Source organism: Arthrobacter sp. TE12232 (assembly GCF_054062615.1).
Window position 1 is genome coordinate 3,214,235 of record NZ_JBSSFK010000001.1, and the last position, 25,684, is coordinate 3,239,918.

23 protein-coding genes are annotated in these 25,684 nt (G+C 67.3%); 15 read left to right on the forward strand and 8 right to left on the reverse strand.

What is annotated here, in order from left to right; translation table 11 throughout:
* Positions 1-5: 5 nt before the first annotated feature.
* Complete coding sequence (locus ACVWZ7_RS14270; protein ID WP_456508256.1) at positions 6-1,256, reverse strand: ROK family protein; 1,251 nt, start codon at positions 1,254-1,256, stop codon at positions 6-8.
* 10 nt (positions 1,257-1,266) lie between these two features.
* Entirely contained in the window at positions 1,267-2,526 is a 1,260-nt protein-coding gene (locus ACVWZ7_RS14275; protein WP_456509117.1) for an FAD-binding protein, read from the reverse strand.
* A 251-nt stretch (positions 2,527-2,777) separates the two neighbouring features.
* Between ACVWZ7_RS14275 and xylA the strand changes: the two genes are divergently transcribed.
* The gene (gene xylA / locus ACVWZ7_RS14280) at positions 2,778-3,968 is read left to right on the forward strand and encodes a xylose isomerase (protein WP_456508257.1); all 1,191 of its coding nucleotides are present in this window, start codon (positions 2,778-2,780) and stop codon (positions 3,966-3,968) included.
* Between the two features lie 19 nt (positions 3,969-3,987).
* Entirely contained in the window at positions 3,988-5,514 is a 1,527-nt protein-coding gene (gene xylB, locus ACVWZ7_RS14285) for a xylulokinase (RefSeq protein WP_456508258.1), read from the forward strand.
* 13 nt (positions 5,515-5,527) lie between these two features.
* On the opposite strand, the gene ACVWZ7_RS14290 is transcribed toward xylB, so the two are convergent.
* Complete coding sequence (locus tag ACVWZ7_RS14290) at positions 5,528-6,598, reverse strand: LacI family DNA-binding transcriptional regulator (RefSeq protein WP_425547212.1); 1,071 nt, start codon at positions 6,596-6,598, stop codon at positions 5,528-5,530.
* A gap of 286 nt (positions 6,599-6,884) precedes the next feature.
* Between ACVWZ7_RS14290 and ACVWZ7_RS14295 the strand changes: the two genes are divergently transcribed.
* From ACVWZ7_RS14295 to ACVWZ7_RS14325, 7 genes are read left to right on the forward strand one after another with little or no spacing between them, the layout of a single operon-like run.
* Positions 6,885-8,204 (forward strand): extracellular solute-binding protein, encoded by a 1,320-nt coding sequence (locus tag ACVWZ7_RS14295; RefSeq protein WP_456508259.1) that lies wholly within the window; start codon positions 6,885-6,887, stop codon positions 8,202-8,204.
* Positions 8,205-8,208: 4 nt separating this feature from the next.
* Positions 8,209-9,111, forward strand: a complete 903-nt coding sequence (locus ACVWZ7_RS14300) for a carbohydrate ABC transporter permease (protein WP_344366763.1) — start codon at positions 8,209-8,211, stop codon at positions 9,109-9,111.
* The gene (locus ACVWZ7_RS14305) at positions 9,111-10,013 is read left to right on the forward strand and encodes a carbohydrate ABC transporter permease (RefSeq protein WP_344366760.1); all 903 of its coding nucleotides are present in this window, start codon (positions 9,111-9,113) and stop codon (positions 10,011-10,013) included. The genes ACVWZ7_RS14300 and ACVWZ7_RS14305 overlap by 1 nt, the downstream gene beginning before the upstream one ends.
* Before the next feature lie 12 nt (positions 10,014-10,025).
* Positions 10,026-11,258 carry a Gfo/Idh/MocA family protein gene (locus tag ACVWZ7_RS14310; protein WP_456508260.1) on the forward strand — a complete coding sequence of 411 codons (1,233 nt, stop codon included), beginning with the start codon at positions 10,026-10,028 and terminating at the stop codon, positions 11,256-11,258.
* Positions 11,255-12,259 (forward strand): sugar phosphate isomerase/epimerase family protein, encoded by a 1,005-nt coding sequence (locus ACVWZ7_RS14315; protein WP_456508261.1) that lies wholly within the window; start codon positions 11,255-11,257, stop codon positions 12,257-12,259. The genes ACVWZ7_RS14310 and ACVWZ7_RS14315 overlap by 4 nt, the downstream gene beginning before the upstream one ends.
* Positions 12,260-12,293: 34 nt before the next feature.
* On the forward strand, positions 12,294-12,995 hold the full coding sequence (locus ACVWZ7_RS14320; protein ID WP_456508262.1) for a ThuA domain-containing protein: 702 nt from the start codon (positions 12,294-12,296) through the stop codon (positions 12,993-12,995).
* On the forward strand, positions 12,980-14,146 hold the full coding sequence (locus tag ACVWZ7_RS14325) for a Gfo/Idh/MocA family protein (protein WP_456508263.1): 1,167 nt from the start codon (positions 12,980-12,982) through the stop codon (positions 14,144-14,146). The genes ACVWZ7_RS14320 and ACVWZ7_RS14325 overlap by 16 nt, the downstream gene beginning before the upstream one ends.
* A gap of 125 nt (positions 14,147-14,271) precedes the next feature.
* Here ACVWZ7_RS14325 and ACVWZ7_RS14330 read toward each other — a convergent pair whose 3' ends face one another.
* Entirely contained in the window at positions 14,272-15,027 is a 756-nt protein-coding gene (locus ACVWZ7_RS14330) for a FadR/GntR family transcriptional regulator (protein ID WP_456508264.1), read from the reverse strand.
* Between the two features lie 214 nt (positions 15,028-15,241).
* Here ACVWZ7_RS14330 and ACVWZ7_RS14335 point away from each other — a divergent pair, with 214 nt between their 5' ends.
* The 6 genes from ACVWZ7_RS14335 to ACVWZ7_RS14360 all read left to right on the forward strand — a co-directional run bounded on the left by ACVWZ7_RS14335 (position 15,242) and on the right by ACVWZ7_RS14360 (position 21,598).
* Positions 15,242-16,615 (forward strand): MFS transporter, encoded by a 1,374-nt coding sequence (locus ACVWZ7_RS14335; RefSeq protein ID WP_456508265.1) that lies wholly within the window; start codon positions 15,242-15,244, stop codon positions 16,613-16,615.
* A gap of 165 nt (positions 16,616-16,780) precedes the next feature.
* Positions 16,781-18,538 carry a dihydroxyacetone kinase family protein gene (locus ACVWZ7_RS14340; protein WP_456508266.1) on the forward strand — a complete coding sequence of 586 codons (1,758 nt, stop codon included), beginning with the start codon at positions 16,781-16,783 and terminating at the stop codon, positions 18,536-18,538.
* Positions 18,535-19,005 (forward strand): ribose-5-phosphate isomerase, encoded by a 471-nt coding sequence (locus tag ACVWZ7_RS14345; protein WP_456508267.1) that lies wholly within the window; start codon positions 18,535-18,537, stop codon positions 19,003-19,005. The genes ACVWZ7_RS14340 and ACVWZ7_RS14345 overlap by 4 nt, the downstream gene beginning before the upstream one ends.
* Complete coding sequence (locus ACVWZ7_RS14350; protein WP_456508268.1) at positions 18,989-19,882, forward strand: triose-phosphate isomerase family protein; 894 nt, start codon at positions 18,989-18,991, stop codon at positions 19,880-19,882. The genes ACVWZ7_RS14345 and ACVWZ7_RS14350 overlap by 17 nt, the downstream gene beginning before the upstream one ends.
* Complete coding sequence (locus ACVWZ7_RS14355) at positions 19,879-20,733, forward strand: sugar phosphate isomerase/epimerase family protein (protein WP_456508269.1); 855 nt, start codon at positions 19,879-19,881, stop codon at positions 20,731-20,733. The genes ACVWZ7_RS14350 and ACVWZ7_RS14355 overlap by 4 nt, the downstream gene beginning before the upstream one ends.
* A 1-nt stretch (position 20,734) precedes the next feature.
* Positions 20,735-21,598, forward strand: a complete 864-nt coding sequence (locus tag ACVWZ7_RS14360; RefSeq protein ID WP_456508270.1) for a phosphogluconate dehydrogenase C-terminal domain-containing protein — start codon at positions 20,735-20,737, stop codon at positions 21,596-21,598.
* Positions 21,599-21,722: 124 nt separating this feature from the next.
* On the opposite strand, the gene ACVWZ7_RS14365 is transcribed toward ACVWZ7_RS14360, so the two are convergent.
* From ACVWZ7_RS14365 to ACVWZ7_RS14380, 4 genes are all read right to left on the reverse strand, one after another.
* Entirely contained in the window at positions 21,723-22,364 is a 642-nt protein-coding gene (locus ACVWZ7_RS14365) for an NADPH-dependent F420 reductase (protein WP_456508271.1), read from the reverse strand.
* 48 nt (positions 22,365-22,412) lie between these two features.
* Positions 22,413-22,556, reverse strand: coding sequence for a hypothetical protein (locus ACVWZ7_RS14370; protein WP_456508272.1), 144 nt, complete (start codon positions 22,554-22,556; stop codon positions 22,413-22,415).
* Positions 22,557-22,686: 130 nt separating this feature from the next.
* A complete protein-coding gene (locus tag ACVWZ7_RS14375; protein WP_456508273.1) occupies positions 22,687-24,042 on the reverse strand; it encodes an LssY C-terminal domain-containing protein in 1,356 nt (451 codons plus the stop codon).
* A 104-nt stretch (positions 24,043-24,146) separates the two neighbouring features.
* Positions 24,147-25,592, reverse strand: coding sequence for a S8 family serine peptidase (locus ACVWZ7_RS14380; RefSeq protein ID WP_456508274.1), 1,446 nt, complete (start codon positions 25,590-25,592; stop codon positions 24,147-24,149).
* Positions 25,593-25,684 lie beyond the last annotated feature (92 nt).

Below are 25,684 nucleotides of genomic sequence, written 5' to 3' on the forward strand. Positions count from 1 at the left end.
CACGGTCAGCCTGTCTGTGACGTGGGTGAGGGCACGGTGCCGGCGGGATCTGCCAGGAATGGGGTGAAGGCCAGTTCCGCGGCTCCGATCATCATCAGATCAGAGCCGAGGGCTGCGCGGTAGATTTTTGCCTGTCCGGCGGGGCCGTCCATTGCCTGGGACAGCAGCATTGCCTGCAGCGACCCCGGGGCGAGCGCGTGCAGGGTTCCCAGGAAGCCGTCAAGGACGATTGCGTCGGGGTTGAAAATGTTCACAGCGTTGCGCAGGGCTATGCCCAGATAGGTCAGCTGGCGTGCGACTTCGTCGCTGAGCCCGGCGCTGGTGCTGTTCCCGAGGGCTTTTTCGAGGTCGGCGGTGTCGCCGCTGCTCAAGCCGGCCAGTTCGAGGAGGCGGCCTTGGGAGACCTCGGTTTCCAGGCAGCCCGTGGCACCGCAGTGGCAGGTGGTGCCGCCCGAGCGGACAAAGGTGTGGCCGAGTTCCCCGGCATAGCCGGAGGCCCCCCGGAGCAGTTGCCCGTCCGCGATGATCCCGCCGCCGACGCCGCTGGCACCACCGTTGAGGTAGATCAGATTGCCCGGCCGGGTACCAACACCAGCACCAACACCAACTCCAACACCGGCGCCGGCGCCGAAAATCAGCTCGGCTTCCGCGCCCAGGGAGGCGTCGTTGGCGGCCTGACACGGGTAGCCGGTGGCCTCGCTCAGCATCCGGGCGACCGGCTCATTGCGCCAGCCCAGGTGCGGCGCGTGCCGCACGACGCCGTCGTCGCGGTTAACCAGGCCGGGCACGGCCATGCCAATGCCGGTAATCCGGTAGGAGGCATCCAGCTCGGACCGCATCCCGGCGATGACGGCCGCTGCGATATTCACCGCTTCCCGGGCGCTTGGAATCCGTTCCGTTTCGAAGCGGATCTTCTTTTGGACCTTCCCGCCGAGGCTGACCAGGCCGATGGTGACGGCGTCGACTTCCGGATTGACGGCCAACGCAGCAATCGACGGACTGGGATGGACCTCGGGACTGGGCCTGCCCACCTGACCCTCGCCGGCGGGCGCCGTTTCAAAGACGAGCCCCAGCGAGGTGAGCTGTCCGATCAATGTGCCGACCGTGGAACGGTTCAGCCCCGTGTGCCGGGTCAGCTGGGCGCGGCTGAGGACGCCGTGGTGATGGACGAGGGAGGTCAACAACGACAAGTTGTTGCGGCGCGACGGATCCGGCTCGCCTGCCGGGGCCGAGGGATGGGTACGTGGAGGCATCATCGTGACACTATCAGCGCCCGAACACCGTGCGGTCCAGGAAGGCGTTGCGGAATTTTCCGGCCGGATCCAGCCGGCCGGCCAGTGCGGTGAAGTCGGCAAAGCGGGGATACAGCGGGGCGAGGCTGGCGGCGTCGCCGTGGAACAGTTTGCCCCAGTGGGGGCGGGCGCCGAACGGGGCCAGCTCCGCTTCAAGGAGGGCCAGGATTGCCGTGACCGCAGGCTCGTCCTGACGCCAGGTGAAGTGCAAGCCGATGCCGTCACGGCCGTAGTTGGGGCTGAGCCACAGCTGGTCGGCTGCGATCGTGCGGATTTCCCCGACCAGGAGCAGGGGAGTGACGATGTCCGAGAGGCGCCGCATCGTGCGGATGGCGTCGGCGGCGTGCCCGCGGGGGATCAGATATTCGCTTTGGAGCTCGTCACCCTGGCTCGGGGTGAATTCCATCCGGAAGTGCGCGAGCCTGTCCGACCATGGCCCGGGAACGCCGAGTTGCTGCGTGCAGTTGCTGCCGGACACGCCGGGCAGCGGGTGCCGGGCCTGCGTGGCCGGCGTGCCGGCGAAGAATTCCTGCAATCCGGCGGGCAACGCCGTGTGGTCCGTGCGGTTCTTGAGCCAGGCCTGGCCCACCGTGGGCCCGCTCCAGTCGGTGAACAGGCTCACGCTGTAGGCCGCTGACGTCACGTCGTCGAAGCTCTCCAGGACTTGTTCCCAGTCAAGGCCCTCAAAGACACTCTGGACAATCTCGAAGCTCGGTTCGATATCCAGGGTCAGGCGGCTGACGATGCCCAGTGCCCCCAGGCCCACCACCATGCCGTCAAAGTCGGCGTCGCCGCGCCGGGCCGTGACGACTGTGCCGTCGGCGGTGACCAGCTCAAGCTCCGCAACGGCCGTGGCAAGGTTGCCGTTGCCGTCACCGGAGCCATGCGTGGCGGTGGCGACGGCGCCCGCCACCGAGATGTGCGGCAGCGAGGCGAGGTTGTGAAGGGCAAAGCCCTGGCGATGGAGCTCCGCCGCGAGCGTCCCGTAGCGCGTGCCGCCGCTGACGGTGACGGTCATGTTCTGCGGATCGACGCTGATGCCGGCGTCGAGCCGGTCCAGCACCACCAGGGTCCCGGCCGTGTCCGCAATGTCGTTGAAGGAATGGCGGGACCCCAGCGCGCGGACCTTCCCGGTGCCGGCCACCAAGTCCTGCAGTTCCGCCATGCTCGCCGGATGGGCGATCCGCGGTGCCTGGTAGCCGAAGTTCCCCGCCCAGTTGCGTCCGGTCGCCATCTGATCAATCACGGTTGAATCCTTCACTCGGGAGTCTCGCTGCCCTGGTTCTTGTCTCACCTGGCACTTATTTGCTGTGTTTCACAACATAACAGCCGAACGGGAAATTCGCCAGAGTGCGGCACAAGTACCGCGTTCATCTCTAGCTCAAGTGGTTGACATCACCAAAATCCATAATATGTTTGTCTCTAGAACAATTTAGTTTGAACCATCCCCACTCAGTAACCGCACACACATATCTGGAGCATTCAATGGCGATTCAGCCCACCCGTGAAGACAAGTTTTCCTTCGGCCTCTGGACGGTGGGCTGGGAGGCCCAGGACCAGTTCGGCTCCGCCACCCGCCCGCCGCTGGACACGGTCGAAGCCGTCAACAGGCTCAGCGACCTCGGCGCCTACGGCATCACCTTCCACGACAACGACCTCTTTCCCTTCGGCTGCTCGGCCGCCGACCGCCAGCGCGAAATCGACCGGCTGACCGGGGCGCTGAAGGCCACCGGGATGATCGTCCCGATGGTCACCACCAACCTCTTCAGCCACCCCGTCTTCAAGGACGGCGGGTTCACGAGCAACGACCGCGGCGTCCGGCGCTTCGCCCTGCGCAAGGTCCTGGACAACATTGACCTCGCTGCTGAGCTCGGTGCCGAAACCTTCGTCATGTGGGGCGGCCGCGAAGGCAGTGAATACGACGCCGCCAAGGACATCCGCGGGGCCCTGGAACGCTACCGCGAAGCCGTGAACCTGCTCGGCGACTACGTCACGGACAAGGGCTACAACATCCGCTTCGCCATCGAACCCAAGCCGAATGAACCCCGCGGCGACATCCTCCTGCCCACCCTGGGCCACGCCCTGGCCTTTATCGAAACGCTCGAGCGCCCCGAACTCGTGGGCATCAACCCCGAAACCGGGCACGAGCAGATGGCCGGCCTGAACTTCACCCACGGCATCGCCCAGGCGCTCTACCAGGGCAAGCTCTTCCACATCGACCTCAACGGCCAGCGCAGCATCAAGTTTGACCAGGACCTGGTGTTCGGCCACGGCGACTTGCAGAACGCGTTCTCCCTGGTGGACCTGCTCGAAAACGGCGGCCCCGACGGCGGCCCCGCCTACGACGGCCCGCGCCACTTCGACTACAAGCCCAGCCGCACCGAGGACATCGACGGCGTGTGGGACTCCGCCGCCGCCAACATGCAGACTTACCTGCTGCTCAAGGAACGCGCCAAGGCCTTCCGCGCCGACCCCGAGGTCCAGGCCGCACTGCAGGCCTCCCGCGTTGCCGAGATCAACGAACCCACGCTCAACCCGGGCGAAGGCTACGAGCAGCTCCGCGCGGACCGCGCTTCCTACGAGGACTTCGACGCCGACTCCTACTTCGGCGGCAAGGGCTTCGGCTTCGTCAAGCTGCAGCAGCTCTTCATCGAGCACCTGCTCGGCGCCCGCTAATACCGTGACGGCTGCTCCCATGACCCTTGTTGCCGGCGTCGACTCCTCCACCCAAAGCTGCAAGGTGGTGGTCCTGGACGCGGAAACCGGAAAGCTGGTCCGCGAGGGCCGGGCCGGCCACCCGGACGGAACGGAAGTCCACCCGGACCACTGGTGGCAGGCTTTGTCCGAAGCGTTCGACGACGCGGGCGGGCTGGCGGACGTCAGCGCGCTGTCGGTGGGGGGCCAGCAGCACGGCATGGTGCTGCTGGATCACGCCGGCAATGTGGTGCGGCCGGCGTTGCTGTGGAATGACACCCGTTCCGCCGCCGCCGCGGCCGCACTCACCGACGAAGTGGGGGCGGACGACTTTGCCCGCAGGACCGGCCTGGTCCCGGTGGCCTCCTTCACCATCACGAAGATCCGCTGGGTCCGGGACCACGAACCGGACCTGGCGGATCGGGTGGCGGCCGTTGCGCTGCCTCATGACTGGCTGACGTGGCGGCTCCGCGGCTACGGCCCGGCAGCATCCAGCCCGCTGGGCCCGGACCTGGACCAGCTCACGACGGACCGTTCGGATGCCAGCGGAACTGGCTATTGGAGCCCGTCCGCCGGCGACTACGATCTCGAGCTGTTCAAGCTGGCCTTCGGCCGGGATGCCCGGGAAGCTACCGGGAATGCCGGGCCGGGGGACTCCGGGACCGTGATTCTGCCCCGCGTTCTGGGTCCCGGCGAGGCTGCCGGAGAGATCCACCCTGAGTGCTTCGGTTCCCAGGCTGAGCTGCCCGGCGCTGCTGGATCCGGCACATTAGCGTCCGGGCACCGGATCCTGTTGGGTGCCGGTGCCGGGGACAACGCGGCCGCCGCACTGGGCCTGGGTGCCAAAGCCGGGGACGTGGTGGTGTCCGTGGGCACCAGCGGCACGGTGTTCTCCGTGGCGTCGCAGGCCGTTGCCGACCCCAGCGGCACGGTGGCAGGCTTCGCCGATGCCAGCGGAGAATACCTGCCCATCGCCGTCACACTGAATGCCGCGCGCGTGCTCAGCTCCGTGGCCGGCATCCTGGGTGTGGACTTCGATGAATTGTCGCGCCTTGCCCTTGAGGCCGAGCCCGGCGCTGGCGGCGTGGTGCTGGTGCCGTACTTCGAAGGCGAGCGCACGCCCAACCTGCCGCACTCCAAGGCCAGCTTCCATGGGCTCAGCATTGCCTCCAGCACCCGGAGCAACCTTGCCCGGGCCGCATTCGAAGGCATGCTCTGCGGGCTGTCCGGCGGCCTGGATTCCCTCCGCGCCCAGGGCAGCCCGGCAACCCGCCTGCTCCTGATCGGCGGTGCCGTGCAAAACCCCGCGGTGCAGGCTATCGCGGCCCAGGTCTTCGACCTGCCGGTGGTGGTCCCGAGCCCGGGGGAGTACGTGGCCCGGGGGGCGGCCGTGCAGGCAGCCTGGGCGCACGGCAGCAACCGCCCGGCATGGCCCGTCGCGGTGGACGCTGCTCCGGCCCCGGACTTCCACCCGGAAATCCAGCAGAACTACCTGAGGGCGAGCCGCCATATTGACCCCGGCGACTGAGCCGCCGCGGCGGCTACGGCCGCGGCGCGTCCGGCGTCGGGATCCCGGCGGCGGGAGGGGCCGTCGACTCCCGGACCACCAAGTGGGTGGCGAGTTCGACCCGTCGCGAGTCGAGCTCCTCGTTGTTGGCCAGCCGGAGGACGGCGCGCAGTGCGGCGCGGCCCATCTCCTGCAGGGGCTGCGTCACGGTAGTCAGGGCGGGGATGGACTGCTCCGCCTGGTACGTGCCGTCGAAGCCCACCACGCTCAGGTCTTCGGGGATCCGCAGCCCGTGCCGCCGGGCTTCGGCCAGGACGCCGAGGCCAATGCTGTCACTCCCCGCGAAGATGGCGGTCGGGGGCTCTGGGAGGGCCATGAGCGCCTTGAGCGAGCGGATTCCGTGTTCGGGGCGGAATTTGTCCAGCATGACGTAATCGGGCCGGACCTGCACTCCTGCGGCCATGAGTGCCGCCATGTAGCCGTGCAGGCGGGCCTGGTTGCATTCCGCCGATTCCGGTCCGCCAACATAGGCGATCCGCCGGTGGCCGAGGCCGAGCAGGTGCTCCGTGGCTTCCTTGCCGCCCGCCCAGTTGGTGGCCCCCACGCTGACAACCTCCGACGGCGGTGGGTTCAGCGGATCGATCACCACCACCGGGATGTGCCGCCGGCGGAAGGCGCTCAGCTGGGCCGTACTGAAGCCGGACGTCACCACAATCAAACCTAGCCGGCCGTCATCCAGGATGCGCTGGGCCCGCCGCTCCGGGCTGAGCGTCATGGCGGCTGGGTGTCCGGTCACATCGATCAGTACCTGGACGTCCACCGAGGCGGCCTGCTCCAGGACGCCGTTGAGGACCTCGACGGAGTACGCGGAGTACAGCGAGTCGAAAACCACTTCCACGATCCCGGTCCGGCCTTCGGCATGTTTGCGCTGATGCGTGGACTGGTAGCCCAGCTGCTCAAGTGCCGCCAGAACCTTGGTGCGCGTGCTCTCGGCAACGTCCTCCCGCCCGTTGATGACCTTGGAGACCGTGGGGGAGGAGACGCCGGCCTCCCGGGCGACGGCGGCAAGCGTTGGTCTGCCGGAACCCTGGACTATTGACACGATGACTCCTGTACTTTCGAAATATTTCGATACGAAGAAGTCTCGCCTTGTTTGTCTGGTGCGTCAAGCCTATCTGGTGCAGATGAACCAAGGTTTCCGAATCTGCCCTTGACTGTGATTGCAGTCACCATTAGTTTAGTTTCACAAGTCGCAGACTTTTACGAAACTTTTCGAAATTTAGCTTTACCCCATCAGCAGCGGCAGTGCAGCCTTCTTCGCGGAGGGTTGGGCTGCCGCCACTCACACCCGGGCCATCAGCGCAGACCCCGGAAGACGAATGGAATCCCAGATGAAAAATCGTACGTTTCGCAGTGCCGCGATGGCCGTCTCCGCCGCCGCAATTTCGATCAGTCTGGCCGCGTGCGGCTCCAGCGGCCCGGCAGGCACTGCCGCCGGAGCGGACTCGGCCACCATGTGGGGGCTGACAGGCGGCAACCAGCCAGTGCTGCAGAAGTCCGTCACGGACTGGAACTCCGCCCACCCGGATTCGTCCATCAAACTGGATTTCTTCGCGAACGACGCCTACAAGACAAAGGTGCGCACCGCCGTCGGCGCCGGTCAGGGCCCGACCTTCATCTACGGCTGGGGCGGCGGCGTGCTGAAATCCTACGTGGATGCCGGGCAGGTGGATGATCTCTCCGGGTTCCTCAAGGACAACCCCGACGTTCAGGACCGCTACCTTCCGGCGGTTCTCAAGAACGGCGTCATCGACGGCAAAACCTACGCCCTGCCGAACAACAACGTGCAGCCTGTGGTGCTGTACTTCAACAAGGACGTCTTCGCCAAGGTGGGTGCCGAGGCTCCCAAGACCTGGGACGAGCTCATGGCGCTGGTGCCGAAGTTCAAGGCCGCGGGTATTGCCCCGTTTTCGCTCGGCGGCCAGTCCCGGTGGCCGGACCTGATGTGGCTCGAGTACCTCGTGGAACGCATCGGCGGCCCCGAGGTCTTCGCCAACATCGCTGCCAACAAGCCCAACGCGTGGTCCGACCCCGCGGTCACCGAGGCACTGACCAAAATCCAGCAGCTCGTCGACGCCGGCGGCTTCGTCAACGGGTTCTCATCCATCGCGGCGGACAGCAACGCCGACCAAGCACTGCTGTACACCGGCAAGTCGGCCATGATCCTGCAAGGCGGCTGGATCTACCAGAGCATGAAGAAGGACGCCGCCGACTTCGTCAAGAGCGGCAAGCTCGGCTACACCACTTTCCCGGCGGTCTCCGGCGGCAAGGGAGATCCGGCCAATGTCGTGGGCAACCCCTCGAACTTCTGGTCCGTCTCCTCGAAGGCCACCGACGGCCAGAAGAAAGCCGCCCTTGAGTACGTGAAGAGCGGGATGTTCTCGGACAGCAACATCCAGGGCCTCATCGACTCCGGAGCCGTGCCGGTGGTCAAGGGCATCGAAAGCAAGCTCGCCACGTCCCCGGACAAGGACTTCCTGACCTACGTGTACGGCATGGCCAAGAACGCTCCGAGTTTCACCCTCTCCTGGGACCAGGCACTCAGCCCGGCCCAGGGGGACGCCATGCTGGCCAACCTCGACCAGATCTTCCTTAAGAAGATCACCCCGGAGCAGTTCACCGCCACGATGAACGCGACGATCGGAAAGTAATCCAGTGTCCACCACATCCGGTTCCTCCCGGCGGGCCCTCCAGCAGGGCCCGTCGGGGTGGCTGGCCGCACCGGCCCTTGCCTTCTTCCTGCTGTTCGCCATCATTCCGCTGATCGGCGTCCTGTTCCTGAGCTTCACCTCTTGGGACGGCCTGGGCGAGATCAAGCTGGACGGTCTGTCCAGCTGGACCACCGTCCTGACCGACCCCGTCACCGGGAACGCACTGCTGGTGACGGCGAAGATCATGTTCTTCTCGTTCATCGTCCAGGCGCCAATCAGTCTTCTGCTGGGAGTCTTCACCGCCGGGGGCCAGAAGTACCGCGCCGCCCTGGCCGTCCTCTACTTCGTGCCGCTGCTGCTGTCCTCGGCCGCGGTGGCCATCGCGTTCAAAGCCCTCCTGGACCCCAACTTCGGGCTGGGCGCCGGTCTCGGCCTGCCGTTCCTGGCCCAGGACTGGCTCGGCAACTCGGACCTGGTGCTGTTCGTCGTGGTCTTCGTGATCGCCTGGCAGTTTGTCCCGTTCCACACGCTCATCTACCAGGGCGGCGTGCGCCAGATCCCCGGGTCGCTGTACGAGGCCGCGCAAATCGACGGTGCCGGACGGATCCAGCAGTTCTTCAACATCACCCTGCCCCAGCTGAAGTACACCATCATCACGTCCTCCACGCTCATGGTGGTCGGGTCGCTTGCGTACTTTGACCTCGTCTTCGTCCTCACCGGCGGCGGCCCCGGCTACGCCACACGGCTGCTCCCGCTGCACATGTACCTCACCGGGTTCAAAGCCAATGACATGGGCGCTGCGAGTGCCCTCGGGGTCATCCTCGTGGTGATCGGCGTGGCACTCGCCCTGCTGCTGCAAAGACTGGGCGGAAAGAACCGCAATGCAAGCCAATTGGAAGGTGCCTGATGGCTTCCCTGACCCAGATTCCCGTCCCGTCCCCAACACCCGTCCGCCCCGCCGCCAGCCCCCGTCCGCGGACCAAGGCATCCGGACGGTCCCGCCCGAACGTCCTTGGCGGCCTCGGCGGCTGGCTCTGGCTGGCCATCATCATCGTCCCCGTTTACTACGTGGTGGTGACGAGCCTGAAGAACCAGGCAGGCTTCTTCACGTCCAACCCGATGATGCCGCCCGCCGAACCCACCCTGGACAACTACAAGCTGGTCCTGGAGAACGACTTCGCCAGATACTTTGCCAACAGTCTCATCGTCACAGTGGGCAGCGTCGTGCCGGCCCTCCTGGTCTCGTTCATGGCTGCTTACGCGATCGTCCGCGGCAAAAGCAGGTTCCTGGGCTGGACAAACAACCTCTTCCTGCTGGGCCTGGCCATCCCGCTGCACGCCACGATCATCCCCATCTACTGGATGATCACCCGTGCCCATCTGTACGACACCCTGCTGGCCCTGATCCTGCCTTCGGTCGCCTTCGCCATCCCGATCTCAGTGCTGATCCTGTCCAACTTCATGCGGGACGTCCCCAACGAGCTCTTCGAATCCATGCGGCTGGACGGCTGCTCGGACTGGGCCATGATGTGGCGCCTGGCGCTGCCGATGACCCGGCCCGCCGTGGTGACGGTCGGCATCTACAACGCGCTCGGGGTGTGGAACGGCTTCCTGTTCCCGCTGATCCTGACGCAGAGCCCGGACACCCGGGTGCTGCCGCTGTCGCTGTGGACGTTCCAGGGCGAGTTCAGCGTCAACATCCCGGCCGTGCTGGCCGCCGTCGTCCTCGCCACGCTGCCGCTGCTGGTGGTCTACGTCATGGCCCGGCGCCAGCTGCTCAGCGGCCTCACCGCGGGCTTCAGCAAATAGAGAGGACTTGTTGTGACTGAACTGAAACCCCTGCGTGTGGGGATGGTGGGCTACGCGTTCATGGGGGCCGCGCATTCCCAGGCCTGGCGGAGCGCGCCGCGGTTCTTCGACCTGCCCCTGCGCCCCGAACTGACCGCGATCGCGGGCCGGAACCCCTCCGGGGTGCGTGCCGCCGCGGACAAGATGGGCTGGGCGTCCGCCGAGACGGACTGGCGGGCGCTGATCGAACGGGACGACATCGACCTGATCGACATCTGCACCCCGGGCAACACCCATGCCGAGATCGCGATCGCCGCGCTCGAAGCCGGCAAGCATGTCCTGTGCGAGAAGCCGCTGGCGAACTCCGTCGCGGAAGCCGAACGGATGGCCAAGGCGGCCGACGCCGCGGCCGCCCGGGGCGTGTACTCGATGTGCGGCTTCAGCTACCGCCGCACCCCGGCCCTGGCCCTGGCCCGGCGGATGGTGCAGGACGGCCGGCTGGGCCGGATCCGGCACGTCCGGGCGCAGTACCTGCAGGACTGGCTCTCCGACGCCGATGCTCCCCTGACCTGGCGGCTGGACAAGGCCAAGTCCGGCTCCGGCTCCCTCGGGGACATCGGAGCCCACAGCATCGACACCGCCCAGTGGATCACCGGACAAAGCATCACCGGGGTCTCGGCCCTGCTGCAGACCTTTGTCACCGAACGCCCCGTCGCCGGGGACCTCGTGGGCCTGGGCGGGCACGGCGCCACCGGTGCCGACACCGTCCGCGGGCCCGTGACCGTCGACGACGCCGCCATCTTCACCGCCCGCTTCGCCGGCGACGGCGACGGCACCGCCTCCAACAACGGAACCGGAACCGGGCCGATCGGCGTGTTCGAAGCCACCCGGTTCGCCCTCGGCCGGAAAAACGCGATGCGCATCGAACTCAACGGCACCCTGGGCTCGCTGGCCTTCGACTTCGAGGACATGAACGCCCTGACCTTCTACGACGCCGCCGACGGCCCGGACGCGGGCTTCCGCAAGATCCTCGTCACCGAACCCGAACACCCCTACACCGGGAACTGGTGGCCCACCGGCCACGGCCTGGGCTACGAACACCTCTTCACCCACCAGGTGGTCGACCTCATCCACGCCATCGCCGGCAACCGGCCCCCCGCACCGTCCTTCGCCGACGCCCTCCAAGTCCAAAAAGTCCTCGCCGCCGTCGAAGCCAGCGCCGGCGCCAACAGCCACTGGCACAACGTCTGCGAGGAAAGACCATGACACGACCCATCACTCTCTTCACCGGCCAGTGGGCCGACCTGCCCTTCGAAGAAGTGGCGCGGCTCGCTGGCGAGTGGGGCTTCGACGGCCTGGAGATCGCCTGCTGGGGCGACCACCTGGACCCGCAGCGCATCGTCGAGGACGACGCCTACCTCCAGAACCGGCTCGACATCCTGGACAAGCACCGCCTCACAGTCCATGCGATCGCCAACCACCTCACCGGTCAGGCCGTCTGCGACGACCCGATCGATGAACGCCACGAGGGCATTCTTCCCGCCCCGGTGTGGGGCGACGGCGACCCTGAAGGGGTCCGCACCCGCGCCGCCGAGGCCATGAAGACCACGGCTCGAGCGGCCGCCAGGCTTGGCGTGAAGACCGTCACCGGGTTCACCGGGTCCTCGATCTGGAAATGCGTCGCCATGTTCCCGCCGGCGTCGGCGGCCATGATTGAACGCGGGTACCAGGACTTCGCCGACCGCTGGAATCCAATCCTCGACGTCTTCGACGAGGAAGGGGTCCGCTTCGCCCTTGAGGTCCACCCGTCCGAAATCGCCTACGACTACTGGACCGCCAGGCGCACCCTCGAGGCCATCGGGCACCGGGAGAACTTCGGCCTGAATTTCGACCCCTCGCACTTCCTGTGGCAGGACCTGGACCCCGTGATGTTCCTTCAGGACTTCGCCGAGAAGATCTTCCACGTTCACGTCAAGGAATCTGTCCGACAGCTCAACGGCCGCAACGGCCGGCTCGGTTCCCATCTTCCGTGGGCCGACCCGCGCCGCGGATGGGATTTCGTCACCGCCGGTCATGGCGACGTCAATTGGGAACCGATATTCCGGACCCTCAACGCCATCGGCTATCAGGGTCCCACCAGCATCGAGTGGGAGGACGCCGGCATGGACCGCCTGGTCGGCGCGCCGCAGGCCCTCGCAGTGGTCAAGGACCTCGCCACGATCACACCGCCCGCGGCCGCGTTCGATGCGGCCTTCGCCGCCCGCTGAGCCGGCCACGACACACCAACAACAGAGGAACCCCATGACAAACGACCACAAAACCGCTCTCGTGGTGCGCGGCGGCTGGGACGGGCACCAGCCCGTTGCCGCGACGGAGGAATTCATCCCGTACCTGAAAGCTAACGGCTACGAGGTCCGGGTGGAGGAATCGCCCAAGATCTATGCCGACGCTGACTACATGGCCGGCGCCGACCTCATCCTGCAGTGCGTGACCATGTCCACCATCGAAAAGGACGAGTTCGAGGGCCTGCGTGCCGCCGTCGAAAACGGCACGGGTCTGGCCGGCTGGCACGGCGGCATCGCGGATTCCTACCGTGACACCTCGGACTACCTGCACCTGATCGGCGGCCAGTTTGCCTGCCACCCGGGCAAGCACCCGGATGAGCGGACCGGCGGCCAGCCCGACAACTACGTCCCGTATACGGTCAATATGCTCCCGGCGGCCGCGGACCATCCGATCACGGCAGGCGTCGGCGACTTCGACCTCGTCACCGAACAGTACTGGGTCCTCGCCGACGACTACATCGACGTCCTGGCCACCACCACCCAGAAAGTCCGGGAATGGGACCCGTGGCACCGGGAAGTCACGTCGCCGGCCATCTGGACGCGGCAATGGGGACAGGGCAGGATCTTCGTCTGCACCCCGGGACACCGCGTCGAAATCCTCCAGGACAGCAACGTCCGCACCATCATCGAAAGGGGCCTGCTGTGGGCAAGCCGTTAGACCCAAACCAGTCAATTGACCCAGACCAGTCAATTGACCCAGACCAGCCAATAAACGTTGGAATCATCGGCTGCGGAGCCATCATCGCCCAGTATCTGGCGAACTTCCGCCGACTTGAGGACATCAATCTCGTCGCCGTCGCGGACCTGGACCCCGCGCGGGCGCAGGCCGTGGCCGACTCGTACGACGGCGTCCGGGCGCTGAGCGTCGATGCGCTCCTGGCGGACGACGACGTCGAACTTGTCCTGAACCTGACCATCCCCGCCGCCCACGCCGAGGTCGCCCTGCGCGCGATTGCCGCCGGCAAGTCCGTCTACGGTGAGAAGCCGCTCGCGGCAACGACGGCGGAGGCCCGGCAAGTGCTGGACGCCGCGCGGACAGCCGGCGTCGTGGTCGGCTGCGCCCCTGACACCGTACTCGGCACCGGGATCCAGACCGCCCGGAAGGCGATCGACGACGGGCTCATCGGCAAGCCCATCTCCGCGACGGCCACCATGGTCACCCCCGGCCACGAGCGCTGGCACCCGAACCCGGACTTCTACTACCAGCCCGGCGGCGGACCGCTCCTGGACATGGGACCGTACTACGTCTCAGCCCTCGTGACTTTGCTGGGGCCGGTGGTCTCGGTGATCGGCGCAGCCAGCCACACCCGCGACGAGCGGACCATCGGCTCGGGCCCGCGCGAGGGCCAGACGGTGCCGGTAGCGATCGACACCCACGTCACCGGCGTCCTGGTCCACGCCTCGGGGGCCCTGTCCACACTGGTGATGAGCTTCGACGCCGTGAAGACCAAGAGCCCCAACATTGAGGTCCACGGCGAGCGCGGTTCCCTGGTGGTTCCGGATCCCAACCACTTCGACGGCGACGTGCAGCTCTTCGCCCTCGGTGCGGACCACTGGGAGACCCTGCCCGTCTCCGCCGGCTACACGGACTCGGGGCGGGGCTTCGGCATCGCAGACCTCATCCGCACCCCGGCCGGCCAGGAGCCCCGGGCGGGAGGTGCCTTGGCCTTCCACGCCCTGGAGGTGATGGAGTCCGTCCTGGCGTCCGCGCACACAGGTGCACCGGTCCGGATCGGCAGCACGGTCGCGCGCCCCGCACCGGTCGAGCTCGCCACCCTCGCCGCGACAGCCCTGGCGGCCGCCCCCTAGAGCCCGCCCAGCCGCTCTCTCCCAGCCGAGCCCGGCCGAAGTCGCCGGAAGCCTGCCCGTTCGCCGGAAAGTTCCGGCGAACTCGCAGGCTTCCGGCGACTTCGTGCGTTGGGGAGGAGGAGGCGTCAGTCCGTAGCGCCCCGGTCGGCGTCGAACCCGGCCAGGAGGCGCCGGGACGCTGTGTCCATGTGGGAGCGCATGGCTGCCGTCACGGCGGCCTCGTCCCGGGATTCCAAGGCGCCGAAGATTTCCCGGTGCTCGGCCAGTGCGGCCGCCGCGTGCCCTTCGTCCGTCAAGGCGCGGTCAACCCAGATGCGCAGCAGCGAACGGATGCTCTGCAGCAGTTCCTGCAGGACCTGATTTCCGGAGGCGACCGCGATTTCGCGGTGGAAGGCGGCGTCGGCCTCCACAAACGTCGCGAGGTCATCGAGGCTGACCTCCATCGTGGCCAGATTGCCGCGCATCCGCTCCAGGGCGTCGTCGGTAATCCGCTGCGCCGCCAACTGGCCGGCCTGGACTTCGAGTCCGCCGCGCAGTTCCACCAGTTCCCGCGTGCGGGGCGCGCCCAGCATGAGGCCCCAGCTCAGCGTGCGGGGCAGGAGCTCGGAAATGCCGTCGCGCAGGTAGGTTCCGGACCCCGGCCGGACTATGACGATCCCGAGGATCTCCAGGGCTGCGAGGGCTTCGCGGACCGCGGAGCGGCCGACCCCCAGCGAGGCGGCGAGCTGGCGCTCGGCCGGCAGGCGGGTCCCGACGGCGATTTCACCGCTCGTGAAGTAGCCCAAGAGGCGTTCCGCGACTTCGGAGACAACCGAACCTTGCTCCATGGAACCGAGCGCGGCACTGATTTTGGCCGTCGAAGCGGCGGAGTTAACGGACACCTTCAAAGCGTAACAACCCGGACCGGCCGAGCCACGCCCACGTCCGCCCGCGACATAAACATGTCAACCGGTTGACCAATTTGGGGTGGACGCCCTATGGTTTCTATCACACGCTTAGTTAGGGCCTGGCCAGTCCTCCGGAACTATGCGATGAGACCAATCCCCAAGCTTCCAGCGCAGGAGGCCACCGGGATCCCGACATCAAGGAGTCAATGTGGACACCACGCAATCAGTGGTCGAAAGATCTGCAATCAAGAAAGTGGCAGTGCGGCTGGTGCCGTTTGTCGCCTTCATGTTCTTCATCAACTATCTGGACCGCACGGCCATCTCCTTCGCCGGCCCCAATGGCATGAACACCGATCTCGCCCTCTCGGCGGCCCAGTTCGGCTTCGCCTCAGGCGTCTTCTTCATCGGCTACATCCTGCTGGAAGTCCCCAGCAACCTCGCCCTGCACAAGTTCGGCGCCCGCCGGTGGCTGGCCCGCATCATGGTCAGCTGGGGCATTGTCTCCCTGCTCTTCACCTGGGTAGCCAATGTTGAGCAGCTCTACATCCTGCGCTTCATCCTGGGTGTGGCCGAGGCCGGCTTCTTCCCCGGGGCCATCCTCTTCCTGAGCCTCTGGGTTCCATCGCGCCACCGCAGCAAGATCCTGGCCCTGTTCTACTTGGCCCAGCCGCTCACCACAGTCATCGGAGCGCCGCTCGCCGCACTCCTCATCCAGCAGCACGGCCTCTTCGGCCTTGAAGGCTGGCGCGTCATGTACTTCGGCGTCGCCATCCCCGCCATCCTGATCGGCATCGCCGCCTGGTTCTACCTCGCGGACTCCCCGGCCAAGGCCAAGTGGCTGACCGCGGACGAGAAGACCTGGCTGACCGGCGCACTGGAGAAGGAAAAGAACGAGACCGCCGCCGGCAACAAGCACGTCAGCGTCCGCACCGTCTTCGGCAACGGCCGGGTCTGGATGCTCGCCCTGATCTACTTCGGCTTCATCTACGGCCTGTACGCGCTCGGCTTCTTCCTGCCGACCATCATCGCCGGCTTCGAGGGCCTGTACGGGACCAAGTTCGACGTCTTCCAGAAGGGCCTGATCACGGCCATCCCGTACCTGCCGGCCGCCTTTGCCCTGTACTTCTGGTCCAAGGACGCCACCAAGCGCGGGGTCAAGACCTGGCACATCGCCGTCCCGGCCCTGGTCGGCGGCCTGAGCATCCCGCTGGCCCTCTTTGCGGGATCGCCGGCGGCGACGATTGCGATCATCACGATCACCGCGATGGCCATCTTCGCGGCGCTGCCGAACTTCTGGACTGTGCCCACCCAGTTCCTCACCGGGGCCGCGGCTGCAGCCGGGATCGCCCTGATCAACACCGTGGGCAACCTGGCCGGGTTCAGCGCCGGCTACATCACCGGCTGGCTCAAGGACTGGACCGGCAGCTACAACGTGCCCATGTTCGTGGTGGGCGGCTTCATGATCATGTCGGCCATCCTCATGGTGGTGCTGGCCCGCAAGGGCGCCGCCAACGGAACGGCCACAGAGATCGCCCCTCAAATCGGGGAGTCAGCGGCTGCGGAGTCCGCCGCAGCCCGGTAGCAGACACGCCCGATACCGGAAGACCCGTCACCGCTCCAGGCGACGGCTCCCCGCGGGACTCACACGCCCGCTCCGGGCGCGCTCCCAACAACCGGTGCCCGCCGCGTACCACACGGCCGCGGCGGGCACCCACCAAGCAGCTTTCCCTCTTCCAGGAGTACCCCCATGACCCGCCTGTTCAATGACCCCGCAGCCTTCGCTGACGAAATGATCGAAGGCTTCGTCGCCTCCCACAGCCGCTGGGTCAGGCGTGTCTCCGGCGGCGTCGTCCGCAACACCCAAAGCACTCCCGGCACCGTGGCCCTCGTAATCGGCGGAGGCTCCGGCCACTACCCCGCGTTTGCCGGGCTCGTGGGCCAGGGCCTGGCCCACGGTGCCGCCATGGGCAACCTGTTCGCGTCCCCGTCCGCCCAACAGATCTACACCGTGGCGAAGGCCGCGGACAACGGCGCCGGAGTGCTCCTGGGCTACGGCAACTACGCCGGCGACGTCCTGCACTTCAACCAGGCCCAGGCCCGGCTCCGCGCCGAAGGCCTCGACTGCCGCAGGATCGCCGTCACCGACGACGTCTCCTCCGCCCCGCCGGCCGAGCACGCCAAGCGCCGCGGCATTGCCGGCGACCTCACGGTCTTCAAGGTGGCCGCCGCCGCGGCCGAGGCCGGCTACACCATGGACGACGTCGTGGCCATCGCGGAGCGCGCCAATGACCGCACCCGTTCCTTCGGCGTCGCGTTTAGCGGCTGCACCCTCCCGGGCGCGGACCACCCGCTCTTCACGGTCCCCGAGGGCCGCATGGCGGTCGGCATGGGCATCCACGGCGAGCCCGGCATCGCCGAGACGGGCATCCCGACGGCGGATGAACTCGCAGAGCTCCTGGTCGCCAAACTCCTCACCGAAATCCCGGACGGCCTCGACGTGACAGGCGCCCGCGTGGTCCCCATCCTCAACGGCCTTGGCAGCGTCAAATACGAGGAACTGTTCGTCGTCTACCGCCGCGTCGCCCAACTCCTGGCCGAGGCCGGCCTGGAAGCGGTCGACCCGCAGGTCGGCGAACTCGTCACGAGCTTCGACATGGCCGGCACCTCCCTGACGCTCTTCTGGCTCGACGACGAACTCGAGACCCTCTGGAACGCGCCCGCCGACGCGCCGGCCTTCCGCCGCGGCGCCATCACCGCAGCAACCCTCGATCCTGCCGACTTCACCGGCCTCGACGACGTCGAAGCGACCATCCCGGATGCCTCCGAGGCATCCCGTGCCGGGGCCGTCCGCGTCCTGGCCGCGCTGGGAGCCGCGAAGGACGTCGTGGACGCCAACGCCGAGGAACTGGGCCGGATCGATGCGATCGCCGGCGACGGGGACCACGGTATCGGCATGGAGCGCGGTGTCCGCGCCGCCGTCGACGCCGCGGCAGACGCCGTCGCCCGCGGGGCCGGCGCAGCCACCACCCTTCACCTCGCCGGAGACGCCTGGGCCGACAAAGCCGGCGGCACTTCGGGCGCCCTGTGGGGAATGGCCCTCCGGGCCGTCGGCGATGCCCTGGGCAACACCAACGCCCCCGACGCCGGCGCTGTCGCCACCGGAGTCTCGCGGGCCGCCGCCGCCATCATGGACTTCGGCAAGGCCGCGCCCGGCGACAAAACCCTCGTGGACGTCCTCGTCCCGTTCCGCGACGTCCTAAACGGCGGCGTGGAAGCCGGACTCGGCCTCGCGGAAGCCTGGGACGCGGCCGCGGCCACGGCCCAGCAAGCCGCCGAAGACACCGCCCAGCTGCTGCCCCTCATGGGCCGCGCCCGCCCCCACGCCGAAAAAAGCCTGGGCACCCCCGACGCGGGCGCCGTGTCCATGGCGCTGATCGTACGAGCCATTCACAACACTTTCGCGGAGTCGAAAGCTGCAGACATCAAAGTTATGGAGAAAGCATGAGCACCAAACTGCGCCTGGTCATCGGGTCCGACGATGCCGGATTCGAGTACAAAGAAGTCCTGAAGGCGGACCTGGCGGCCAACGGGCTCGTGGAGTCCGTCCGCGACGTCGGCGTCGACGCCACGAGCCACACCCCCTACCCGTCCGTGGCCATTGCCGCAGCGGAACTCGTCGCCTCCGGCGAAGCCGACCGCGCCCTGCTGGTCTGCGGGACGGGCCTCGGCGTGGCGATCGCCGCCAACAAGGTCCCGGGCGTCCGCGCCGTCACCGCGCACGACAGCTTCTCGGTGGAGCGGGCCATCCTGAGCAACAACGCCCAGGTGCTCACCTTCGGCCAGCGGGTCGTCGGCCTGGAACTCGCCCGCCGGCTGGCCCGGGAATGGCTCACCTACACGTTCGACGAAACCTCGGCCTCGGCCGAGAAAGTCACACTGATTAAGGACTACGAGGGTGTCACTTCCTGCTAACGCCGCCACGAACGGGACAAACGCAGGCGGAAAGGGCACAGGCGACGCCTTGGGCATCGCCGGAGCTGCCCGAGCTGCCCGGCCCAAGGCTGCCGTCATCGGCGTCAGCCTGAAAATGTACTTCGGCTACCAGCGCACGCTGGACTACTGCCGCGAGGTCGCCGCCGTCGCCCTGGCCCACCCCGCCGTGCAGAGCGGCGAGATCGAACTGTTCGTCCTGCCAGCCCTGCCCGCGCTGCCCGAGGCAGCCCGGATCCTCGGCGTGGCCGGCGCCGGCGCCGGCGCGCAGGACATCTTCTGGGAAGACGAGGGCGCCTACACCGGCGAGGTCTCCGGCCGGACTGTCGCCGAGCTCGGCGGACGCTACGCCGAGGTGGGCCACGCCGAACGGCGCCGGATCTTCGGCGAGGACGGCCGGACCATCGGTCTCAAGACCGCCGCCGCCTACCGCAACGGCCTCACCCCGGTGCTCTGCGTCGGTGAACTGCACCCCGGTTCCGTGGAGGAAGCCATCCGGCACTGCACCGCGGACGTCGACGCCGCCCTCAACCGGGCACGGTCCCTGGCCCCCGCCGGCCGGACCATCGTTGCCTACGAACCGCAATGGGCCATCGGCGCCCCCGAACCGGCTACCCCGGACTACATCAGCGCCGTCATCACCGGACTGGACGCGCACCTGCGCTCCTTGCCCGGCCAGGCCGACAGCCGGGTCATTTACGGCGGAAGCGCCGGCCCGGGCCTGATCAGCCAGCTGGACATGTCCGTTGCCGGGCTGTTCCTGGGCCGCTTCGCCCACGACCCGCAGGCGCTCAAGACCATCCTCGACGAAACCGCAGCCCGCCTCGGGCTCCTGCTGACGGCGGGAGGCCGGCCATGAGCTCCGGCACCGGGCAGAGTTCAAGAACCGGATTGGGTTCAAATAGTAGCCAGGGTTCAAGAATCGGGCTCAGCAGCTACGCCTTCTTCTGGCAGCTCTCGGACCGGGTCTCCGCTCCGCTGAACCTCCACGAGGCCCTGGCCGAGACCGCGGCGCTGGGCGTGGACCTCTTCCAGATCTGCGACTACGCACAGCTGGAGGCCATGACGGACGCGGATCTGGCGTCCGTCCGGGCCACGGCCGATGCCTTGGGGATCGCCCTGGAGCTCGGCACCAAGGGGATCCGGCCGGAGCATCTCCGGAAATTCCTGCGGATCGCCGGGATCCTGGGCGCGCCGCTGCTGCGGACCATGTTCAACGTCCCGGGCCACACCCCGGACGCGGACGAGACCGTAGCCATCTTCACCGGGGTCCTCCCAGATTTCGAGGCCGCCGGGGTGCGGATCGCCGTGGAGACCTACGAACAGGTCCCTACCTCCCGTGTCCTGGACGTCATCGCCCGGGTGGACAGCCCCTACCTGGGGATCTGCAGCGACCCTGCCAACACCGTGGCGGCGCTGGAGTCCCCGCGCGAGGTGATCGACGCCGTCGCGCCGTATGTCCTGAACATGCACATCAAAGACTTTGCGTTCAGCCGCAAGGAGGGGTGGGTCGGGTTTACCTATTCCGGCGCTCCCCTCGGCGAAGGCCTCCTGGACTATGCCTACATGGCCCGGAAGCTGCAGCCCAAAGAAAGAAATATCAACCAGATCATCGAGCACTGGCTGCCGTGGCAGGCCTCCGAGGAGGAGACCATCCGCCTCGAAAAGCAGTGGACCCAGCAAAGCCTCGATTTCCTAAGGAGAAACTGAAATGTCAGCAGAACAATTGACCGTCGCCGTCATCGGAGCCGGAGGCAAAATGGGGCTGCGTGTTTCAGCCAACCTCCAGAAGAGCGCCCACACCGTCCACTACAGCGAAAACTCGCCGGCAGGCCAGGAGCGCGTCCGCGCCGAAGGCCGGGAAATCAGCACCACAGAGGACGCCATCAAGGACGCCGACGTTGTCATCCTCGCCGTCCCGGACACCGTGTTGGGCGTCGTGTCCCACGGCGTGGTCCCGCAGATGAAGTCCGGCTCCATCCTGCTCACCCTCGACCCGGCCGCCGCCTACGCGGGCCTGCTCGCCAAGCGCGACGACGTCGTCCAGGCCGTCGCCCACCCGTGCCACCCCTCTGTCTTCCTCGAACGCACAACCAAGGAAGAATGGGCCGACACCTTCGGCGGCCAGGGCGCCCCGCAGAACGTAGTCGCCGCGATCGACGAGGACGCCACCGAGGCCGCCCGCGCCGCCGCCGAGGCCACCATCAAGGTCATCTACGCCCCCGTGATCGACGTCCACTGGGTCACCGTCAAGCAGCTCGCCATCCTCGAACCCACCCTGGTCGAGACAGTGGCCTGCATGATCGGCACCCTGCTCAAGGAAGCCCTGCACGAGACCGTGCACACTGCCGGCGTCCCGGAGGAAGCCGCCAAGGCCATGCTGTTCGGGCACGTCCAGATCGCGCTGACCAACGCCCTGCGCGGCTCCAACCCGTTCTCCGAGGCCTGCGAAATCGCTATCCAGTACGGCAAGGACACCATCATCAAGGACGACTGGAAGAAGATCTTCGACGACTCGGAGCTCGACCACGTCATCGCCAAGATGCTCAAGCTGGAACCCGCCGTCCAGGGCTAGCCGGTCCGCAGCCGCCCTGGTCCGGCCACAGCCGAATTCGCCGGAAGCCTGCCCGTTCGCCGGAAAGTTCCGGCGAACTCGCAGGCTTCCGGCGAATTCGCGCGCCGCGCCGGCGCCGGGGAGGTCAGATGGTGCGCGGCGCCCTGGCCAGGTTCTCGGTGAGCTCGGCGGCGTTCTGCCGGGCCACGTAGGCCGGGCGGTCCCGTTCCACGCGCCAGCTTTCGGCGAGCGGGCCGATGTTGACGGTGTCGAAGCCGAACTCGTCATAGAGCCTGGCCACGAGTTCGGCAGCGTCCGGGTAGTCGCTTGCCGTGGCCAGCGCCCGGCGGTCGGGCGTGCCGGCGGGGGTGCCGTCCGTGGTGATCTGGGAGAACAGGATGTGGTTGAAGGCCTTGGCGACCTGGGACTGCGGCAGATGCTCCTGCAGCAGGCCGGAGGTGGTGGCCTCGCCGGCATCCAGGGCGGGGAAGTGACCGTCGCGTTCCCAGTAGTAGTTATTGGTGTCGAGGACTATCTTGCCCGCCAGCGGTTCCACGGGCACGTCCGGGATCGCCTTTAGCGGCACGGTGACGATCGCGAAGTCGCCGGCCGCTGCCGCCTCGGCCGGGGTTGCGGCCCGGGCCTTTGGTCCCAGTTCCGCCGCAAGGTCCGCGAGGGTTTCGGGCCCGCGCGAGTTGCTGATCACGACGTCGTAGCCGAGCTCAACTGCTTTGCGGGCGAGCTGGCTGCCAATGTGTCCTGCACCGATGATTCCGATAGTTGTCATGTCCGGCCCAACACCAATGCGGGCGAAGATATTTCGCCGGATAACCGGCTAGGCGCCCGGTTCCTCGTCGATGTCCGGCCCTTCTGCCGCGTCCTGGGAATGGGCACGGTCGACAAAGGGTGAGGCTGTTGCGTCACCCTCGGCGGGGCTCTCGCTGTGGACGCGCTCCGTCGCTTGTGCATCCTTGGTCATGTCCGCTCCTCTGCTGCGAATCCTGTGGTGAACGGCCCGCTGCCGGCTACTTTTATCTAGCGCCCGGGCTTTCCGGGATGTCAAGATCCATCCCGGCCGGCATGTTCGGCAATGTTCGACGGCGGTCCGTTCAGTTTGCTGTCCGGCCGCCGGCACGACTGGAGTACCGTTTTGGTTCCTTGCGCGGGCGCAGGGCATAGTCCCGGGACCGCTTGCTGGACAGCGCCAGGAGCAGCAGGATGTCCAGGGCAAGGCCGGGAAGATTGGACTGCAGGGTGATGTCCGGACCGCCGTGGAAAACGTCGAACGCCTGCAGGCCAATGGCCGCCGTGCTAAGGGCCATGGCCACGGTCCGGGCCCAGTTCCGTCCGAGGAACACGAACCAGGCCAGCAGGACCTCGACCACGGCAAAGAGCAGGACCATCACCGTCGCGATGGTGACGGCCGCTTCGGCCTGGGCCTCCGTGACCGCCGGCCCGGCTCCGGGCTGCAGCAGCGAGCTCACGTGCGCGTCCCGGAGGAGCACCAGGGAGAGGGCCAGCAGGACGGCTGCGGCTGCGCGGGCCCCGACCAAGACGGCACCGACGATCGTGGGTGCCGGGCGCTTGTTCCGGCTGTCGGTGGCGGATCTGTCGGATTCGGCCGGCACCCCGGCGGTGTTCCGCAGATCAACGATCGGGAGATCGCCGTCGGTAATGATGGTGTCGCCTCCGCCGTTGCGGGCATGGTACCCGGTCGAGAAGTCGCGGATCACTCGGACCTCGGCACCAGGGTCGGCCCCGGTGATGGCTGCGACGACGTGGTCGCGTTCGACGTCGGTGTGCTCGTCGATCTTGTGGGTGATCTGCAGGGTAAACAGGGAGAGCCCGACGCTGCGGTCATACGTTCCGGCGGCCAGCCAGTCGACGGCCAGTCCGCCGGGGAGCAGCCAGCCGGGTGGGCACCGCCAGAAGCGGACGTGGTGGCGCTTGCCCGGGGTGCCGTCGACTTCCTGCTGATAGGCAAAATCCTGCTGGCGGCCGAACAGGAACAGGGGACTCACCGGCGCCTCGAGGTAGCTGCGGCGCAGGAGTGTGGAGGTGACGATGCGACGGCTGCTGGCCAGCGTCACGTCGTCGGCCAGGGTCCAGCCTGCTGTCTGCATCACCCGATGCACCTGCGGTTCCGATCCCAGCAAAGCCACATTCACGGGGTCGCCCAGCAGCCCGTCGCTGGTGCGCGCCCGGCCGATGAAGTAATCGGGAACATACAGGCGGGTCAGGATGCGGTGGAGCCGGGGGAGCACCAGATAGGCGAGCAGGCCCCAGAAGATGAAGAGGAACCAGACCTGCGCCCAGCCCCATTGGAAGCTCAGTTGCACCAGCAGGGAGGTCAGCCAGACGGCCGAGACGCCGCCCACCACGAAGAACATGGTGTCCAGCCGCGAGTACGGCACCGTGCCGGCGGGGGCTGTGACCTCAACCGCTTCCTTGGTCATGGCCGTCATATTACGCGCACCGGCGTGCAGGCGTCGTCTGCGGGCGCCGGTTTCCGGGCTGAGGCCGGCCGCCCCGCGGCAGCCGGCCTCGGCCCAGTCTCACAGCCGGATTGTCAGAAGCTCACCGTCTCGGTCAGGTAGCCGAAGTACTTCCCGCTGATCGGGTGGACGGGATCGCCGCCGAAGCCGTAGTCGTGGTGGCGCTTCGTGTACGACGCCGTGAGGTGCAGATACTGCTCCATGACGTCCTTGCCTGAGCCGGTGCACTCCTTCTGGCTGATGCACAGGGCCACAGACCCGGCCACAGCCGGGCTGGCAAAGCTGGTGCCATGGTTCACGGCGTAACCCCCCGGCGCAGTGGAGAGGATGCACACTCCGGGGGCGGCGACGGTGTGGGCCTTGTCATCGTTCGTGGTGGCGAAGTTGGAGAAGAACGCCGGCTGGTCATCTTTTTGCCCGTACTTGGCAAAGTCCACTGCGCCGCAGTCAGGAGCGGCCAAGCCGCCGGCCTTTCCGTCGAAGTCGCCCATGGCCGTGGCGGTCAGAACCTGGTCATAGGTGGCCGGCACGGTGTTGGCGAAGTCCTCGCCGGCGTTCCCGGCCGCGACGGCGTAGGTGACGCCGGCCCGGACCGAGCGGCAGATGGCGTAATGCATCGGGTCCGTGCCCTTCCCGCAGTTGGGCGTGTCGGCGCCGCCGCCGGCGATGCTGATGTTGGCCACGGCGATGTCATTGCTCGGGTCGTCGTCCTTGTGCGTCGAGGTCACCCAGTCAATCGCGCAAATCAGGCTTTCCTCGGAGATCAGGCCGGCGTCGTCAACCACCCGGACGGACCACAGCGGGGTGCCCGGCGCGGTTCCCACGACGCCGAAGCGGTTGTTCCGGGCGCCGATCACACCTGCGACAAACGTCCCGTGCCCCAAAACGTCAACGGGGGTCACGTCCACGGGCGAGCCGGACTGGCAGTCAACGCCGCCTTTGACGTTCAGGTCCGGGTGGGTGGCATCGATGCCGCTGTCGATCACGGCGACGTTGACATTGATCCGGTCCGGTCCTTTGTCGAGGGCCTTCCGGACATCGGAGTCCGTCCCGGCGATCCGCTGCCGCCAAAACGGGGTCTGCTGGGTGCCCGCGGACGCCGGATCGCTCGGCTTGTGGAACGTTCGGCCCATCGTGACGAAGTCGACGCTTGGATCAGCCTGGACCCGTTGCGCCTGGGACGCCGTCATGGTGGCCGAGTAGCCGTTCACGGCGCTGCGGTAGACCTTTGACGCCGTAAATCCGTAGGTGCTTTGCTGGGCGGTCGCCGCGGCTCCGGCGTCCACGACGCCGTCCTTGAGCACCACAATGTAGTTTTGCCCGGTCTCGGCTGCGGCCGTGGGGACTGCCGCCGCCAGGCCGCCGGCGGTGACCAGCGCAAAGGCGGCAATAGTGGCGAGGGCGCGCCGGAACCTGAGTGTGTCCGGTCTGGGGAGGGGGCCCCGGCGGTGTTTGCGCGGGACCCGCGCCGCCGATGTTAGCTTCGATTTTGGTGCCTTGCGGCCGGCTTGGCTGAACATCGTGGCCTCCCATTAAGCGAGTTCGCTAATTCGAGTGCCCCCCGCCCAACATCTTAGGCCTCAGATCCTGCGAGACACAGGGACCTTTGGAA

Coding starts and splice junctions, on each gene's coding strand:
- ACVWZ7_RS14270 (WP_456508256.1), bottom strand. CDS start 1,256: ATGATGCCTCCACGTACCCATCCCTCGGCCCCGGCAGGCGAGCCGGAT.
- ACVWZ7_RS14275 (WP_456509117.1), bottom strand. CDS start 2,526: ATGGCGACCGGACGCAACTGGGCGGGGAACTTCGGCTACCAGGCACCG.
- xylA (WP_456508257.1), top strand. CDS start 2,778: ATGGCGATTCAGCCCACCCGTGAAGACAAGTTTTCCTTCGGCCTCTGG.
- xylB (WP_456508258.1), top strand. CDS start 3,988: ATGACCCTTGTTGCCGGCGTCGACTCCTCCACCCAAAGCTGCAAGGTG.
- ACVWZ7_RS14295 (WP_456508259.1), top strand. CDS start 6,885: ATGAAAAATCGTACGTTTCGCAGTGCCGCGATGGCCGTCTCCGCCGCC.
- ACVWZ7_RS14305 (WP_344366760.1), top strand. CDS start 9,111: ATGGCTTCCCTGACCCAGATTCCCGTCCCGTCCCCAACACCCGTCCGC.
- ACVWZ7_RS14315 (WP_456508261.1), top strand. CDS start 11,255: ATGACACGACCCATCACTCTCTTCACCGGCCAGTGGGCCGACCTGCCC.
- ACVWZ7_RS14320 (WP_456508262.1), top strand. CDS start 12,294: ATGACAAACGACCACAAAACCGCTCTCGTGGTGCGCGGCGGCTGGGAC.
- ACVWZ7_RS14340 (WP_456508266.1), top strand. CDS start 16,781: ATGACCCGCCTGTTCAATGACCCCGCAGCCTTCGCTGACGAAATGATC.
- ACVWZ7_RS14345 (WP_456508267.1), top strand. CDS start 18,535: ATGAGCACCAAACTGCGCCTGGTCATCGGGTCCGACGATGCCGGATTC.
- ACVWZ7_RS14355 (WP_456508269.1), top strand. CDS start 19,879: ATGAGCTCCGGCACCGGGCAGAGTTCAAGAACCGGATTGGGTTCAAAT.
- ACVWZ7_RS14360 (WP_456508270.1), top strand. CDS start 20,735: ATGTCAGCAGAACAATTGACCGTCGCCGTCATCGGAGCCGGAGGCAAA.
- ACVWZ7_RS14365 (WP_456508271.1), bottom strand. CDS start 22,364: ATGACAACTATCGGAATCATCGGTGCAGGACACATTGGCAGCCAGCTC.
- ACVWZ7_RS14370 (WP_456508272.1), bottom strand. CDS start 22,556: ATGACCAAGGATGCACAAGCGACGGAGCGCGTCCACAGCGAGAGCCCC.
- ACVWZ7_RS14375 (WP_456508273.1), bottom strand. CDS start 24,042: ATGACGGCCATGACCAAGGAAGCGGTTGAGGTCACAGCCCCCGCCGGC.
- ACVWZ7_RS14380 (WP_456508274.1), bottom strand. CDS start 25,592: ATGTTCAGCCAAGCCGGCCGCAAGGCACCAAAATCGAAGCTAACATCG.